At 66.1% G+C, this 14,616-nt stretch carries 15 protein-coding genes; 6 read left to right on the top strand and 9 right to left on the bottom strand.

Going from position 1 to position 14,616, the window contains the following annotated elements:
* Positions 1 to 138: 138 nt before the first annotated feature.
* The gene (locus FAZ21_RS18320; RefSeq protein WP_169307490.1) at positions 139 to 1,119 is read right to left on the bottom strand and encodes a phosphotransferase family protein; all 981 of its coding nucleotides are present in this window, start codon (positions 1,117 to 1,119) and stop codon (positions 139 to 141) included.
* A 192-nt stretch (positions 1,120 to 1,311) separates the two neighbouring features.
* Here FAZ21_RS18320 and FAZ21_RS18315 point away from each other — a divergent pair, with 192 nt between their 5' ends.
* The 3 genes from FAZ21_RS18315 (at position 1,312) to FAZ21_RS18305 (ending at position 3,650) form a co-directional block, all read left to right on the top strand.
* Complete coding sequence (locus FAZ21_RS18315; protein WP_136774877.1) at positions 1,312 to 2,598, top strand: anaerobic sulfatase maturase; 1,287 nt, start codon at positions 1,312 to 1,314, stop codon at positions 2,596 to 2,598.
* Between the two features lie 105 nt (positions 2,599 to 2,703).
* Positions 2,704 to 2,889 carry a hypothetical protein gene (locus tag FAZ21_RS18310; protein WP_136774876.1) on the top strand — a complete coding sequence of 62 codons (186 nt, stop codon included), beginning with the start codon at positions 2,704 to 2,706 and terminating at the stop codon, positions 2,887 to 2,889.
* 341 nt (positions 2,890 to 3,230) lie between these two features.
* Positions 3,231 to 3,650 (top strand): VOC family protein, encoded by a 420-nt coding sequence (locus tag FAZ21_RS18305; RefSeq protein WP_136774875.1) that lies wholly within the window; start codon positions 3,231 to 3,233, stop codon positions 3,648 to 3,650.
* 209 nt (positions 3,651 to 3,859) lie between these two features.
* On the opposite strand, the gene FAZ21_RS18300 is transcribed toward FAZ21_RS18305, so the two are convergent.
* The 3 genes from FAZ21_RS18300 to FAZ21_RS18290 all read right to left on the bottom strand — a co-directional run bounded on the left by FAZ21_RS18300 (position 3,860) and on the right by FAZ21_RS18290 (position 6,679).
* Positions 3,860 to 4,576, bottom strand: a complete 717-nt coding sequence (locus FAZ21_RS18300; RefSeq protein WP_136774874.1) for a PEP-CTERM sorting domain-containing protein — start codon at positions 4,574 to 4,576, stop codon at positions 3,860 to 3,862.
* Positions 4,577 to 4,825: 249 nt separating this feature from the next.
* A complete protein-coding gene (locus FAZ21_RS18295; protein ID WP_246038779.1) occupies positions 4,826 to 5,551 on the bottom strand; it encodes a PEP-CTERM sorting domain-containing protein in 726 nt (241 codons plus the stop codon).
* Positions 5,552 to 6,322: 771 nt separating this feature from the next.
* On the bottom strand, positions 6,323 to 6,679 hold the full coding sequence (locus FAZ21_RS18290; RefSeq protein WP_136774873.1) for a hypothetical protein: 357 nt from the start codon (positions 6,677 to 6,679) through the stop codon (positions 6,323 to 6,325).
* A 100-nt stretch (positions 6,680 to 6,779) separates the two neighbouring features.
* Between FAZ21_RS18290 and FAZ21_RS18285 the strand changes: the two genes are divergently transcribed.
* On the top strand, positions 6,780 to 7,094 hold the full coding sequence (locus FAZ21_RS18285; RefSeq protein WP_136774872.1) for a hypothetical protein: 315 nt from the start codon (positions 6,780 to 6,782) through the stop codon (positions 7,092 to 7,094).
* Between the two features lie 74 nt (positions 7,095 to 7,168).
* Here FAZ21_RS18285 and FAZ21_RS20450 read toward each other — a convergent pair whose 3' ends face one another.
* The 3 genes from FAZ21_RS20450 to FAZ21_RS18255 form a co-directional block, all read right to left on the bottom strand.
* Positions 7,169 to 9,109: a carbohydrate-binding protein gene (locus tag FAZ21_RS20450; protein ID WP_169307489.1), complete on the bottom strand. Its 1,941-nt coding sequence runs from the start codon at positions 9,107 to 9,109 to the stop codon at positions 7,169 to 7,171.
* A 393-nt stretch (positions 9,110 to 9,502) separates the two neighbouring features.
* The gene (locus tag FAZ21_RS18260; RefSeq protein WP_136774871.1) at positions 9,503 to 9,859 is read right to left on the bottom strand and encodes a hypothetical protein; all 357 of its coding nucleotides are present in this window, start codon (positions 9,857 to 9,859) and stop codon (positions 9,503 to 9,505) included.
* Positions 9,860 to 9,962: 103 nt separating this feature from the next.
* Positions 9,963 to 10,376 (bottom strand): Lrp/AsnC family transcriptional regulator, encoded by a 414-nt coding sequence (locus tag FAZ21_RS18255; RefSeq protein WP_136774870.1) that lies wholly within the window; start codon positions 10,374 to 10,376, stop codon positions 9,963 to 9,965.
* Positions 10,377 to 10,486: 110 nt separating this feature from the next.
* Between FAZ21_RS18255 and FAZ21_RS18250 the strand changes: the two genes are divergently transcribed.
* Positions 10,487 to 10,888 (top strand): hypothetical protein, encoded by a 402-nt coding sequence (locus FAZ21_RS18250; protein WP_136774869.1) that lies wholly within the window; start codon positions 10,487 to 10,489, stop codon positions 10,886 to 10,888.
* Between the two features lie 101 nt (positions 10,889 to 10,989).
* Complete coding sequence (locus FAZ21_RS18245) at positions 10,990 to 11,364, top strand: hypothetical protein (RefSeq protein ID WP_136774868.1); 375 nt, start codon at positions 10,990 to 10,992, stop codon at positions 11,362 to 11,364.
* A gap of 17 nt (positions 11,365 to 11,381) precedes the next feature.
* On the opposite strand, the gene FAZ21_RS18240 is transcribed toward FAZ21_RS18245, so the two are convergent.
* Positions 11,382 to 13,670 (bottom strand): CHASE2 domain-containing protein, encoded by a 2,289-nt coding sequence (locus FAZ21_RS18240; protein ID WP_136774867.1) that lies wholly within the window; start codon positions 13,668 to 13,670, stop codon positions 11,382 to 11,384.
* Between the two features lie 10 nt (positions 13,671 to 13,680).
* A partial coding sequence (locus tag FAZ21_RS20445; protein ID WP_169307488.1) for a hypothetical protein occupies positions 13,681 to 14,616 on the bottom strand: 936 nt, incomplete at its 5' end.

The raw sequence follows: 14,616 nt of genomic DNA, 5'->3' as shown, positions 1-14,616 counted from the left end.
ATCGCCCCGCCTCCCCTGCCCGCCCCCTTCGAATCCACCGGCCCCGCCCCGTGGCGACGCACCGTGCGCGGCGCGCGGTGGCCAGCGCGACATCGGGCCAGCGAAGCCATCCTGCCCGGCCCGGCGGCGGCCCCGCGATCACAGTGTCAATTCGATACCCAGGTAAAGCTCGATCTCGCGCTTCAATCGCTCGATCATGCGCGGGTAGATATATTCGAAACTTTGACCGCAGAGCCGATAACAATAGATTTCGTTGTAGATCGCGTAAAACGCGCATTTCACATCGCAATTCCTGCTGACCGGATAGCGCTCTTTATAGGTTTCGTACAGGAAAAAATCGTTTCCGGTGATATTGGACAACTGGTTCAATTCCAGGTCCACATCGCCATACATGGTTTCACGCGGATCGATGATGGCTTTCAATTCCAGGGTATCCGGGTCCACCATGAAATTGCACACGCAAAAATCGTTGTGGATCAGCGTGGGCCGCGTAATCGGCTGATCGAATATCCGGTCGAACAGCAACCAGGATTGCCGGAACAGCTCCACCATCTCGCCGGGGATCTTGTGCCGGGGATCGTGGCCGTGTTCCAGCGTCCAGTCGTGCAGGTCCTTGGCAAACGGTTTGTAGTAATCCAGCCAGGTGTCGTACTGCGGGCCATCGATGAAACCGAATTTCTCGCCCTGCACGCAGTGGATGTCGTGCAGCGCATCGACCACCTGGATCGCCATCTTCTTGCGGGCTTCGACCGAATAATTGTTGGGGTCGAGCTGCACACAGGTAATGCCTGCGATCAATTCCATACCCACCGCGTTCAAGGGAATCGCCTCGTTGCGGGCATGGCAGAAGTAAACCTCCGGCACCTTGGCGCGGCAGACCTCCCTCAATACCTTCATTTCCGCCACTTGCGTGGTATTCATGCCGTCCTGGCTATAAAACTTCAGGACATAGGCCCTTTCCCCGCAATCCACCTTGTAGGCCAGGCCGAACGATCCGCCCCCGAGATATTCGTAGCCCTTTACCTCCAGCCCCAGATACAGCCGGGTCAGGTTCTTGACCGCGCCATCGATTTGCTTTTCGTCGATGCTTTCGAATGATTTGGTTCGATATAGCGACATATCCATTTACTGCACCCTCCAATTCTCATGATTCCATACCGACCCTATTGTAAGTTCAGCCGGATTGCCCGGTCGATGCCCTTACCTGGCGTCACGACCACCGGGATGTGGCGGTGCGACACCATCGCGCGCGGCCTGGCCCACGCCCACCGCCCACAACCCGCCCCCTGAACCATCGACCGCGAGACACCCATGTACAGCGCCGACACCCTGCACCACGCCAAGCGCCTCAACATCAGCCCCGAGGCCCTGCACAACTATCTTGCCGCCGGCCAGGATCGGCCCGGCCCCGGCATCCGGCGCACCTTGCACGCCACGGTCAAGACCGTCGGCTCGGCGTGCAACCTCGACTGCAATTACTGCTACTACCTGAGCAAGGAACAGCTGCTGGCACAGAAGAACCAGCGCATCGACGATGCCATGCTCGAACGCTTCATCGCCGACTACATCGCCAGCCAGGATGGCGAGGAGATCGCCTTCACCTGGCACGGCGGCGAGCCGACGCTGCTGGGCGTGCCGTTCTTCCGCAAGGTGGTGGCGCTGCAAGCCAGATACCTGCCGCCGGGGCGGCGCATCGTCAACGACCTGCAAACCAATGGCACGCTACTGAACGAGGAGTGGGCCGCCTTCCTCGCCGAGCACGATTTCATGGTGGGGCTGAGCATCGACGGCCCGCGCGCGCTGCACGACCGCTACCGCCCCACCAAATCCGGCCAGCCCAGCTTCGACGCCGTGGTCGCCGGCGCGCAACACCTGCGCCGCCACGGCGTGCCGTTCAGCACGCTCACCGTCGTCAACCGCCACAACGCCCGCGAGCCCCTGGCGGTGTACCGCTTCCTGCGCGACGAGCTGGGCGCTGGCTACATGCAGTTCATCCCCTGCGTCGAACCCCGCCAGTTCGAGCAGGTCGCCCCTGGCCACCTGCCGGCCAGCCAGTTGGCCGAGCGCGGCAGCCCGCGCAGCCGCCCGGGGCATCCGTTGTCCATCGTCACCGAGTGGAGCGTCGATCCCGACGATTGGGGCGGCTTTCTATCGGCCGTATTCGATGAGTGGGTGGCGCACGACCTGAACCGGGTGCGCGTCAATCTGTTCGAGACCGTCATCGCCCAGTGGCAGGGCAAGCCGGCCATGCTGTGCACCAGCAGCGCGTTCTGCGGCAAGAACGTCGCTGTCGAGCAGGATGGCCGCGTCTACAGTTGCGACCACTATGTCTACCCGGAATACGAGATCGGCCGGCTGGGCGAGCGCTCGCTGAGCCAGATGGTGTTCTCGCTGCGCCAGCTCGAATTCGGCCTGGACAAGTTCAACAGCCTGCCAGGCGAATGCCGACGCTGCGACTACCTCAAGCTGTGCTACGGCGAATGCCCGCGCACCCGGCTGCTCAAGACCCGCCCCGGCGAAGGCAACCTCAGCTACCTGTGCGCCGGCTGGAAGCGCTTTTATACCCACGCGGCGCCGACGCTGGCACGACTGCGCTGAACGACGACGATCCGACCGGCGCGGGCAGGCAACGCCGACAAGCCGGAACCGGCGGGGCCGCGCCGTGGTACGCTGCGCGGCTTCTCGATTGCCTTGGGGCCTCTCATGTTTACCTGTCTGAATCAGTCCTGCGGCGCCCAATGGAAGCCCGAAGAAGTCACCATCAAGAACGAGGGGCAGGGAGAACTGTTCCGCTGCCCGCATTGCGGCGCCCGCAACCGCGTGCTGCGCAGCGTCAAGCCCGACGGCCGCGTCGTCTACAAGCAGATGCGTCCCAAGCCCGCCAACTGAGCCGTTCCGCCGGAAAGCACGCCGCGCCCGGAGCGCCCGGGTTCCAGGGCAGCTGCTCATCCACTGCCCCAGACAGCCCACGCGGCGCGGGCGCCGGGAGATGACCGCCATGCGCGATGACGCGGCCGGGGCGGGCAGCGATCGGATGTGACGTGCCGTGGCAGGCGTGGCAATATAGAACGTTCGTTCTTATAGCCGCTCACAAAACCCTTCTGCCGATGTCGCGCGGGGGCGCCGAGCCTTACTTACCGTACGCCTTGTACTGTCAGCGTTTCGCGCGCCTTGCCAGAACCGCTGCGCTGGGTTTTGTCAGCGGCTCTTATTCCAGCCACGGAGCGGGTATGCAGCCACGTCTGAATCTGATTTTGCTTGGCGTCGATGACATTGCGCGTAGCGCGGCATTTTATGCGGCGCTGGGCTGGCCAGCCGCGCCCAGCTCGCACGCGGGCTTTATCAAGATCGATCTGGGCGGCGTGGTGCTGGGCCTGATCTCGCGCAGCGATCTGGCCGCCGATGCGGGCCAGCTGGCGTCGCAACCATCCCAGGCCGCGCACGGCGCCCTGGTGTATCTGGCCCGCCAGCCGGGCGAAGTGGCTGAGACGCTGGCATTGGTGGTACGGCATGGCGGTACGCTGGTCAAGCCGGCAACGCGGACCGCGTGGGGCGTGGCCGGCTATTTCCGCGACCTGGACGGGCATCTGTTCGAGGTGTGCTACGAGGATGGCTGGGTGTTCGAGGAATCCGGGCGCTTGCTGGTCTGAGCCATCACGCACCGACGGGTGTTCACGCGCCGCAATACGCCACGCGTTCCGCAACGAGTTCCGCAACGAGTTCCGCAGCGATAAATGCCGCGCGAAGCGGCCCGGCGACCCCACGCCTCCAGGCGGGCGCGTCCGCGCCGGGGCCGGGGCGGCCCGACGACGGGCCGCCCCGCCGGAACGCATCGCATGGAGAGAAGCCGTCCAGTCGCTTACGCGGCGTCGGCCACGCGCTGCCCGCGACCGCGTCGCCACAGGCTCAGCAAGCCCAGCCCCATCAGGGCGTAGGCCGCCGGCTCGGGGACCGGAACCACCGAACGCGGATCGTAGACCGAGAAGGTCAGCGTGGCCGGGCGGAAGGAAGCCCAGCCGTATGAGCTCGAATCGGCCTCATCCACGAACGCCGAATATTGCAGATTGACGACCTGCTGCAACGGCGTGAGCGGACTGATCCGGGCAGCGAAGCTGTAGGGATCGAAAACACCCCAAACGATGGATTCGTAGATATCGCCCCACTCATGGACTCTACTGCCATGATCCAGCAGCAGGGTCTGGCTTCCTTGGCGGTGGCTCACCTCGCCTCGGGCATCACCCCCAAAATAGTGGTTGAGGTAGATATCGATCGCACCGCTGCCAATCTGGATATTGCTGACCGCGTAGCCTCCAATATTGCGGACCGTCACGCCGTAGTCTGCGTAGAACGGGCCATTCCTGCCATCGAGCAAGACCGTTTCGGCGCCGTTCAGCTTGACCTGGACCGTGGTTTCGACAAATCGATAGTTGTCGCGTACCACCTCTGCCTGGGTCAGCGTCGCCTTCGAATTGCCGGACAAATCCAGACTCACCATTCCCAGCAGATCGATCACCGCCGCTTGCGCCAGCACGGGGCTGAGCCCCAGCGCCAGCGCGCATCCCAATTGCTTCATCATGTACGGGTCCTCACAAGGTCATGGATGGGCAAAAACTGAAAAGGCCCATACAAAGTCGTACATATTTTCTTTCTTGATTCATACGCACGATGAATGGTTAAAGACGGCGGCCATACGGCGAGGTCCCGCGCGCCGGCAGCGGAAAGCCCGCCCGCCTCTTTCTGAAACGCAAAAAAAACCCCTGGCAGCGGCCAGGGGCTTGGGATCGAGCGCGGCGGCCGGGCTGCATCCGGCGCAATGGCGTCCGCGCTATGCCGACCCCTCGCCGATGGCGACGCGCTCACGCCGGCGGCGTGCCCACAGCGCAAGCAGGCCCAGGCCGGTCAGCGCATAGGCGGCCGGTTCGGGGACCGGGACCACGGTGGCGGGATCGTAGACCCGGAAGGTCAGGGTCGCCGGGACCGCCAGTGCCCAGCCGTACCAGCCAGGATTGGGCGCCCCCACCGAGATCATGTAGCTCAGGCCGAGGTTGTGCAGTATCGGGGGGCCGGCGTTGATGTCCGCAAGGAAGCTGTAGGGCGCAAAATCGGTCACGGTTTGCAGGAAATAGTCGCTGCCGCCTGGATCGGTGAACGATTGCCCGTAATCGCGCTTGATCTGCTCCCCATCGCGATAGTGGGACAACACTCCCTGCGTGTTGGCCGGAAAATACTTGACCGAATATCGCTCCATCATCGCAGCGCCCACGTCGAAGCCGCTGACCGCATAACCCGCATTGTTGCTGACGTTCACGCTGTACGACGCACTCTGCGGCCCCTCCGACGCATCGAAATAGAGGATGCTGGTCGGTTCGATCAGTACCGTGGTTTCCAGGAATGAATAGTTGTTGCGGATCACGGTGGCCTGCGAGATGGCCGTCCTCGCGGCGCCCGACACATCCAGCGTCATCATGCCCAGCACATCGATCACCGCCGCCTGGGACAGCATCGGGCTCAGCGCCAGGGCCAGCGCGCAACCCAGTTGTTTCATCGTCATGGATACATCCTCTCGGAAATCATCATCAAAATACTGACAAGCCAGTAAAAATCGCACAATCAAGCTGTCTTTCAACGTACGGATGATGAATGGATGCCACGGAGCGCCCTGCGGCGGGCACGGCAATAACGGGCCTGACCGCGCCATGAAGCCCCGCCGCGCCATCGCGAAGCCGACAAAAAACCCCTTGCACACGCAAGGGGTTCTGTTTTGCCGCGAACCGGCCTGGTTGACCGGGCCTAGGGCGTGTCATCCAATGTTTCACGACAGCGTTCGGTGCAGTTCGGGATGCCGCGCAAGGAGGTGGACGCGCCGCGGTATGGATACCGCAAGCGGCCGGCGACGCCGCGCGGCGCCCGAAATGCACCGAACCCACAGGGCTGGGCCGAAAAAACACCATCCACTGCGTTGCGCTCCTTGCCAATAACCGGTTATTGGCTGCGTCGCGCGCCTGATGGCTGGCGCTTTTTCGGCCCAGCGCTGCCGCGAAACATTGGATGACACGCCCAGGGCGAATCGACATTCAAACATGGGATGCGTTGGTTCGCGGGCCGGGTGGCTGCGCGAAGCGCGGCGCCGCAGAGAGCCTTCCTATCTGCAAGCCGTGCGACAAAGCAGACATCGGCCCACGGACCAACCCGAAGGGAAGGACGAAGGCCGGCGCAGCGCTGCGTTGTGCCTCGCTCGTGGGGATCACCCCACTTCGCTCGACACGCCTTGCCCTGCATCCGGCCTTCGTCCTTCGCACCCACGTTTGAAGGTCGATTCGCCCTAGGGCGTGTCATCGATCCGCCGCCACAGTTCATACTCGACCCGCGTGCCGTCCTCCCAGCGTTCGTTGTGCCAGTCGTTGCCGTCGATTCGCGCCTGGAACGCATATTCGCGCAGCGCCTCCGGTGGAAAGGTGCCCAGATTCGGCTGCTCGACATAGCGCTCGCCGTCGAAATGGAACCGTCCGCTGCCCGCCGACCAGAACGCGCCCTGGCGTGATGAGACGAAGGTGAAGTGGCCCGCCGCCAGCACCTTGCGCGAACTGATGCCATGCTCGGCATAACGCACCATCTGCCCGTTGTCGATACATTCGCCGGTAACCAGCGCCCAGGCGCCATCCAGGGGTGAAGTCCGCATGTATTGCTCCATGACATTGACAAACATCATGCTAGTGCCATGCCCGGGGGATGGATACGCTCTGGCAGCCGATTACCGCCAACCGTACAAGCTGGGCTAAATGGCGTTCTTTCCACCCACCGCGCGCAAGCGCGCCACACTCAGGATCATCATGCGCTGCCGGATATGCCACCAGCCGGTCGACTTCGGCCCCTTTCACGCCGAAAGCCTGAAACGCTGTCGCCAGTTCGTCGTCCTGGCGCTGCCCTTCCTGGCCGGCGGCGCGGTGCTGCAATGGCTGGCCGTGCCGATATGGCCGTACTGGCTGTACGGCATCGCCGCCTTCGTAGGGTCGCAGGCCTTGCTCAAATGGCACCAGAGCCGCTGGGTGATGTGCCGCTGCGGCGCGGGGTACACCCAGTTGGGCCGAAAATGACAGGGCGCCCGTCAAACGGGCGCCCTGTGTGAGGCGCACCGGCCGCTGACCGAAGCCAGCGACCGGATGCACACTTACTGCTGCGAGATCGTCAGCGATCCTGCCAGCGGCGATACCGTCACCCGGTAGCGCCGGTCGCTGATCCACGTGGGCTGCAACACTTGCGTGCCCTGCGTCAGGCGCAGGATGCCGTTGTCGGCGGTCAGCTCCAGCGTGATCGGCGTGGCGTACTTCTGGCACTGCGCGTCGCCGGCCGGGAAATCGATGCCACGGCGGTCGGCGCGCAATGTCGGCGCGCAGGCTTCGCGGGCATAGCGATAACGCAGCACATCCGACACCGTGCCTACCCACAACTGGCCGGCATCCACCTTGCTCTTCACGTAGTCCAGGTGCGCCTGATAGCGCGCCACCGGCACCGGCTCCCACGGTTGGGTGCCGACGCTGTGCATGGTGCGGGTGGACCAGCCGCCGCGCTGGATTGCGGCATCGACGTGCAGATTGAGGATTTCACCCGAGGTGTAGAGCGAATACTCGCCGGCATTCGTGAATACATCCCACAGCACCCGGTACGGATCGGTGAAGCCCGCCTCGTTCACGCCCGCCGCCTGGCCGTACTGGATGTTGCCCGCGCCCAGGTCGCGATTGGGCGCGCGGCCGCCCAGATAGCCTGCCTGCGCACGCAACGCAGCCAGCGCGGTATCGGTGGCGGTATCGCTCGGCCACACGAAGTAGCTGGCCTGGTAGCCGTTCAGGTGATCGGCGATGTCCTGCCGCGATTGCGCCAGCTCCACCGAGGCCAGCCAGTTGGCGGCACTGCTGTCGTAGTGGTTGCGCCCGTGGCTGGCGATCTCGTGGCCGTGCTGGACAAAGGTGGCGGCGGCGGTCCAGTGGGCCGGCGTGCACCAGCCGGTGATGGTGGCAAAGGTGGCCACCAGGCCGCGCTGCGCCAGCGCCGGCTCGGCGATCTGGGCCTGTTCGTCGCTGACCGAACCGCAGAAGTCGTCATGCACCATCGAATACGCGGCCGTTGCACCGTTGCGCCAGGTGGTGACGCTGACGGTATCGAGCTGCGTCACCGGGGTCGGGTAGACCGGCGTCGGCGTGGGGGTCGGCGTCGGCGTGCCCGGGAACGACAGCGCATTGTTGCTGACCACGCAGCGCGAGTACGCCGCATCGCACACCTTCAGCTTGTACGAGCTGTTGGCGACGGTCATCTTGTCGACGATGCTGCCGTAGCCGCCATAGGTGGTGCGATTGTTGATGAAGTCGTCACCGATGAAGAGCGAGGTGCTGGAATACACGGGCAGAACTTCGGCGAATTCCACGTGCCAGTTGGCGGGGTGGAAGCCGAACACGCGGGAATCCGCGCTCCAGCTCACCGAGGCCGACTTGGCGCCGGTGGCGGTCAGCGACCAGCTGATCGCCGCGGGCGTGCCGCTCGGCAAGGGGAACGGGATCTGCGTGGGCGTGGGCGTGAGTGTCGGGGTGGGCGTGAGTGTCGGGGTGGGCGTCGGCGTCGGGGTGGGCGTCAACGTCGGTGTCACGCCGCCAGGGCAGACGCCAATCTTGCGCCACGGGCCCCACAGGTTGTCGGGATCGGGCCGCTCGCCCTGCACCCACCACTTGGCTTCGTACAGGATGCCCAGGTAGCACACCTGCCGTCCGCCCGGATAGGCAACGCTCGCTTCCCAGGCGGGCGCGGTGCCCGAAGCCGGCGTCGGGGTCGGCGTGGGAATCGGGGTCGGCGTCGGGGTGAGCGTCGGCACTGTGGTGGGTGTCGGGGTCGGGGTGAGGGTCGGCGTCGGGGTTACCGCGGCCAGCGGCTCCCATGGGCCCCACTGGCTGGCGCCCGGCGCTTCGCCTTGTGTCCACCATTTGGCGCGCCAGTCCTGGCCGCCATAGCTCGCTACATCGCCAGCCGTATACACCTGCTGGCTGTTCCACGCCGGAGCGGCATGGACGGCCACCGACGCGACCAGCGCCGGTACCGCGAATATCCATGGATTGCAACGCATGTGATCTAGTCTCCATCCTCGTTGGCGGAGGCCTGTCGGCCTCTCGACGTTTTTCAGGGCGACCCGCAACACCCGGTCGGCGATGTCGCGCCAGGGCACCCGGCTTTACTTGCCGCATGCCTTGCCACCACCGCTGTACCGGATTTACCGGTCGCCTTTATGCGAAACGCATGTTTGCGCCAGAAGACTATAGCCACTGGCTTGCACCTGAACGCACACAAGCATGTCTGCTTCACCAACGGTGGGTGAACAAAAGAAAAAACCCAGTCGAATCAATCGACTGGGTTTTTTTCGGCAATTGAGGCAATTCACGAACGGCGGCGGACCGGTACGGATGCGAAGAAGCCGGATACCCCGATGGCGTGTAATGGCGCCACGATGGGGCAGCGCCGGCTAGCCGCCCTCGCCTTCTTCCAGTGCCTTGAAGGCCTGCTGCACGGCGGCATCGTGGCGGTACTTGTGCTTGATCGCCTTCGTCTCGCCATCCAGGCGATCGCAGCCCAGCTCGTTCATCGCCGCCGTCACCTCGCGGTCGTTTTCCGAGCCGTCGCCGTTGAACTCACCGGAAAAATGCATGCAGCTTTCGGCGCGGCCGAGCACGGCGGACGCATCGGCGGGCAACGGTGCCACCGGCGATGCCGGCAGTGGCGGCGGCGCGGGTGCATCGGCCACCGGTTCGGGCTCGGGCGTGGCAGGTGGGGAACAGGCGGTGAGCAGGGTCAGCAGGCACAGGGCAAGGCAGCGGCGCATGGCGAAGGCAGGTGGTGGAAAGCCGCCATGTTAACGATCAGGCCGCCGCCGTGCCCACCCACCGCTGGCGTCTTTTCGCGCAGCCGTGGCGGGCGACCCGGCCTCAGATGCACTGGCTCATCGAGATATTGATCTTGTAGTGACCGTACTCGAGGATTTCGTCGAGCAACTGCGTCAGCCGCTCATGATCCGCCAGCACCACCTTCAGGATGAAGCACGGCTCGCCGCTCACGCGATGCGCCTCCTTCACCTCGGGGCGGCGCTTGAGGAAATCCTGAAACCTGGTATGCGCGTAGTCCTTCATTACCACGGTGATGAATGCGCAGAGATGATTGCCCAGCTTGCGTTCATCCACCTTCACCGTGTAGCCGGCCACCACGCCTTCGTCCTCCAGCCGCTGCACGCGGCTGGCGACGGCCGGGCCGGACATCCGGATCGCATCGCCGATCTGCTTCCACTGCGCCCGCCCGTTCTCGCGCAGCAGCGCAATGATTTTCCGGTCGATATGGTCCGCCACCCGCTTCTCCTTTCGCGACGAAGGCAAACGCGCATTTTTGCCTTCGCCATACGCTTTTGTCATGCGCTGCGTGGCCCGTACATTGCGTTGTCGCCCAACCGGAGAACCCCATGACCCGCTCGCTGTTGCCATCGTTGCTGCTGACCCTCGCTTCCGCCGCCTGGGCGGGGCATTGCGACACCGCCCGCGCCGCCACGCCCGTCACGGCGCCGGCACCACCGGCCTACCGCCTGGAGGCGGTCATCGGCCGTACCGATGGGCTGTACACCGTGGCCGCGCGCACCGACCTGGCGTTGTCCAGCGAGCACTATGGCGGCGCCCACGTGCCAGACGAGGGCCACGTCCACCTGTACGTGAACGGCAGGCTGATCGGGCCCATCACCAGCGCGCAGCCGCTCTACCTGCCGCCGCTGACCAAGGGTGACAACGTGGTGCGGCTGGTGCTGGCCAGCAACGACCACGTGGAATCGATCTACCAGGTCGCCACCGAGGCCCACGTCGGCGTGGATTGATCCATGGTGCGGCGCGCACGCCACAATCCGCCGCGCCGCACACGCCAGCGGGGCGGGCCTGGATTACATTCCACAGGCATACCACAACACTGGAGACCACCATGCCCCGGCACTTCCTCGCCCGGATCGCCCTCGCGCTTGCCGCCGCCGCGCCGCTGGCCCACGCCGCCCCGCCCATCGTGTTCGAGAATGAAGGCGGCCGCTGGGAAACCAGCCTGGACCGGGTGATCGTCAAGGACGACGTGGGCGTGGTGTTCTTCGAAGTGGCCGCCAAGAGCGGCGGCCGCAAGGGTGGCGCGCTCGCGATCCTGCCGGTTTCCGAATGCAGCAAGGTACGCGGCACCATCACCGTCGGCTTTCCGCCGTACAACAAGTACGGTTATGCCGACTACGCGTTCGACAAACAGGGCCAGAAGTTCATCGACGCAGCGGGCGTCGCCACCTGCATGGCGCTGGTACAGAAGCTGGCCCCCTGACGGCGGCCGCGCCGCGCTCAGCGCATCGGCAGCAGGATCGCCACCTCGAAACCGTGTGGCGTGCCCGACATCGCCAGCCGTCCGCCGTGCCGCTGCGCCACGGTCTGGACGAAGGCCAGCCCCAGGCCAAAGCCGCCCGCGTCGTCGCGCGGGTGGCCGGCGCTGCGCTGGAAGCGTTGCAGCATGGCGTCCCGCGCCTGCGGCGCGATGCCGGCGCCCTGATCGCGCACGGCGATGCGCCAGGCGCCTTCGACCGCGCTCAACGCGCAGCGCACTTCGCCCTGGTCCGGGCCGTACTTGAGTGCGTTGTCGAGCAGGTTGGCGACAGCGCGCGCCAGCACCAGCGGATCGCCCAGGCACAGCGACGGCGTATCGGGCACATCGGCCTCGATCACGCATCCCCTGGCCTGCGCGTGATCCCATAGCTGATCGACGGCCTCGATCGCGATGTCGTTCAGGTCGATGGTCTCGCGATGCAGTTGCTCGGACCGCGCCCGCGCCAGCCGGATGAAATCGTCGGCCAGGTTCAGTGTGCGCCGCGCCTGGGTGGCGATGCGCTGCAACAGCGCACGCTCGTGCTCGTCCTGCGGCTGGTGCAGGTCGATCAGCGTCAGGATCGACGCCTGCGGCGAGCGCATGTCGTGCGACAGGAAATCCAGTGCTTCGTCGCGCTGACGCTGTGCCTGCTGCACCGTGGTCAGGTCGATCAGCACCAGGATCCACCCGGCCGGCCGCTGCCCGGCCCCATGGCGCGGCACGCACTTGAGCAGGATGTCGCAACCCCCGGCGCGGCCGGCGCGCAATTCGCCGCCGTGATCGTGTTCGATCTCCGGCAGGCCCGGCAGCAATGCGCCGTCCGGTGCGGCCAGTTGCTCGGCCAGCAACGGCCAGGCGCGCTGCGCCACCAGCCCGTCGGCGCCGCCATCCCGGCCGAAGAATGCACCGGCCGCCGCATTGGCCAGCAGGATCACCCCATGCTCATCGACCACGCACACCGGATCGGCCAGGCCGTCGATGGTGTCGTGCACCAGCCGGTGCAGGTGGCGCAATGCCTCCAGCGCCTGGCTCGACGCCGCGATATGCCGCTGCAAGCCGTCGCCCCCCGCCGTGGCCGGCGTGGGCGCGGGCAGCATGCCGGGTTGCCGTTCCAGGCGATCCACCTCGTCGGCCAGATAACGCATGGCGGCGCGCAGCCGTTGCCAGCTCCACAGGGGGTAGACCAGCGCCAGGCAGCCCAGTGCGGCCAGCGGCGCAAACCGGATGCCGCCCCAGTGCAGCGCCCCCCAGGCAACGGTCAGCGTGCCCGCCAGCAACAGCACCACCAGGGGTGCCACACGCCGGCTCCGCCGCAGCAGCCACAGTGCCAGCAGGCTGGGCATCACCGTGAACAGTGCGTTTTCCCACGGCAGGGCATTGCGCAGCTCGATGCCGTCGAGCAGGCCATCCAGCACATTGGCGATCACTTCCACGCCCGGCATCAGCGCGTTCTGGCTCGCCAGCGGTGTGGAATACGAATCGCCCAGCCCGGGCGCGGTGGCGCCGACCAGCACGATCCTGCCCGCCAGCGCCGAGGCCGGCACCCGCCCGCGCAACACGTCCGCATACGAGATACGCGGATAGCTGTCGGCCTCGCCGACGAAGGCCAGTTGGGTCCAGTAATCGCGTGCCCAGCGCGCCCCGCCGGCGCAGCACGGTGTATCCGGCCGGCGCAGGCCGGGCAGGCGCGTGTCGGGCAGCTCGCGCCCGGTAGCCTTGTAGAGCGCCAGCGCAAAGTGATCCCACCAGTGCGGCGGCTGGCCTTCGCGCAGGAACACGCTGCGCACCACGCCGTCGGGGTCCAGCTCGGCATCGATATGGCCCACCGCCCAGGCGCTGTCGGCAAACAGCGGCAACGGCAGCACCGGCCGCAACGGCTGATGCTCGCCGCCCTCTACGTACAGCGGCAACACCACATTGCCCGCGCGGCGGATCGCCGCCGCCAGTCTCAGGTCGTCCTGCGGGTATTGCTCGTCGGGGTCGGCCAGGATCAGATCGATACCGATCGCGGCGGGCCGCGCCGCGCGCAGGCGCTCCAGCAGTTCGGCATGCACATCGCGCCGCCACGGCCAGCGCCCCAGCCATTGCAGGCTCTGGTCATCGATGGCGACGATGACGATGCGCGGATCGGGCGCGCGCTGGTGCAACGCCGCCAGACCATCGAGCGCGGCCGATTCCACGCGGCCCAGGCCGTTGAACGCGCCGAGCACCGCCGCCACCAGCAGCAGCGCGCCCCAGGGCAGCCAGTCGCGCCATGCGCGCGCGCTCATGCCGGCACGGTCACAGCGTGGCGCGCCGCACCGAACGCCCGTCCTGTTGCAGCACCGGGTCGCCGGTGGAATCGCACACCGCGCGGTCGGGATCGACGCGCCGCGCCGGCGAGAACGCCGAGCGCATGTCGTACTGGTTGATCGCCTGCAAGCGGATGAAATACGGGCGGCAGCGCGCGCCGAGGTCGAACGTCACCCGCGGTTCGCTCACCGTCGTTTCCGCCACCACTTCGGCAAACGCGGTATCGCGCGCCAGTTGCACCAGGAAGCGGGTATCGGGCACGGCGGCCCAGTGCGCCTGGATCACTTCGCCCGCATCCAGCGCCATGGCCGGCGCCTGCGGCGCGGGCACCACGCTGAAACGGCTGACATCGCTGAACGGCCCGCGTTCCGCGACACCGTCCACCGTCGCTTCCAGCGTGGCGACACGCCAGTGCAGCACGCCGGCCTCGGCCGCATCGATGGTGAAACGACAGGTATGCGCCTGTTCGCTGCGCACCGCGCCATCAGCAAAATCGGCATCCGGGCCGTATTGCAGCAGGAAGCCGGCCGCATCCGGAATGCCGCTGCACTGGATTTCCACCCGGCCCGCCGCCACCACGGCATCCTGCGCGGGGGTTTGCGGCAATGGTGCGATGGGCGTGGTCTTGAGCAGGAAAGCGTGCTCCAGCACGGCGCCCGGCAGGTCGTCGGCATCCAGCACGCGCAGGCGCACCACGTGGCGGCCATCGGCCAGGCCGTCCAGCCGCAGCGTCGGCCCGGCACCGCGCACTTCCTGGCCGATCCGGGTGAATGCCGCGTCCTCGGCCACCTGCGCCCAGTAACCGTGCGCGCCGTCCTGCGGCGCCAGCGTCAGCACGATCGGCAGCGCGTCGTAGCGTGCCTGCGCGCCGTTCAGGCCGGGCGCGGGCAATAGCGCGCGCACCTGCGGCGCGCGGTCGTTGCC

The organism is Chitiniphilus eburneus, from assembly GCF_005048205.1.
Classification (GTDB): domain Bacteria; phylum Pseudomonadota; class Gammaproteobacteria; order Burkholderiales; family Chitinibacteraceae; genus Chitiniphilus; species Chitiniphilus eburneus.
Note: the sequence above shows the minus strand (reverse complement) of the source record. Positions and strands in the feature narration are given on the sequence as shown.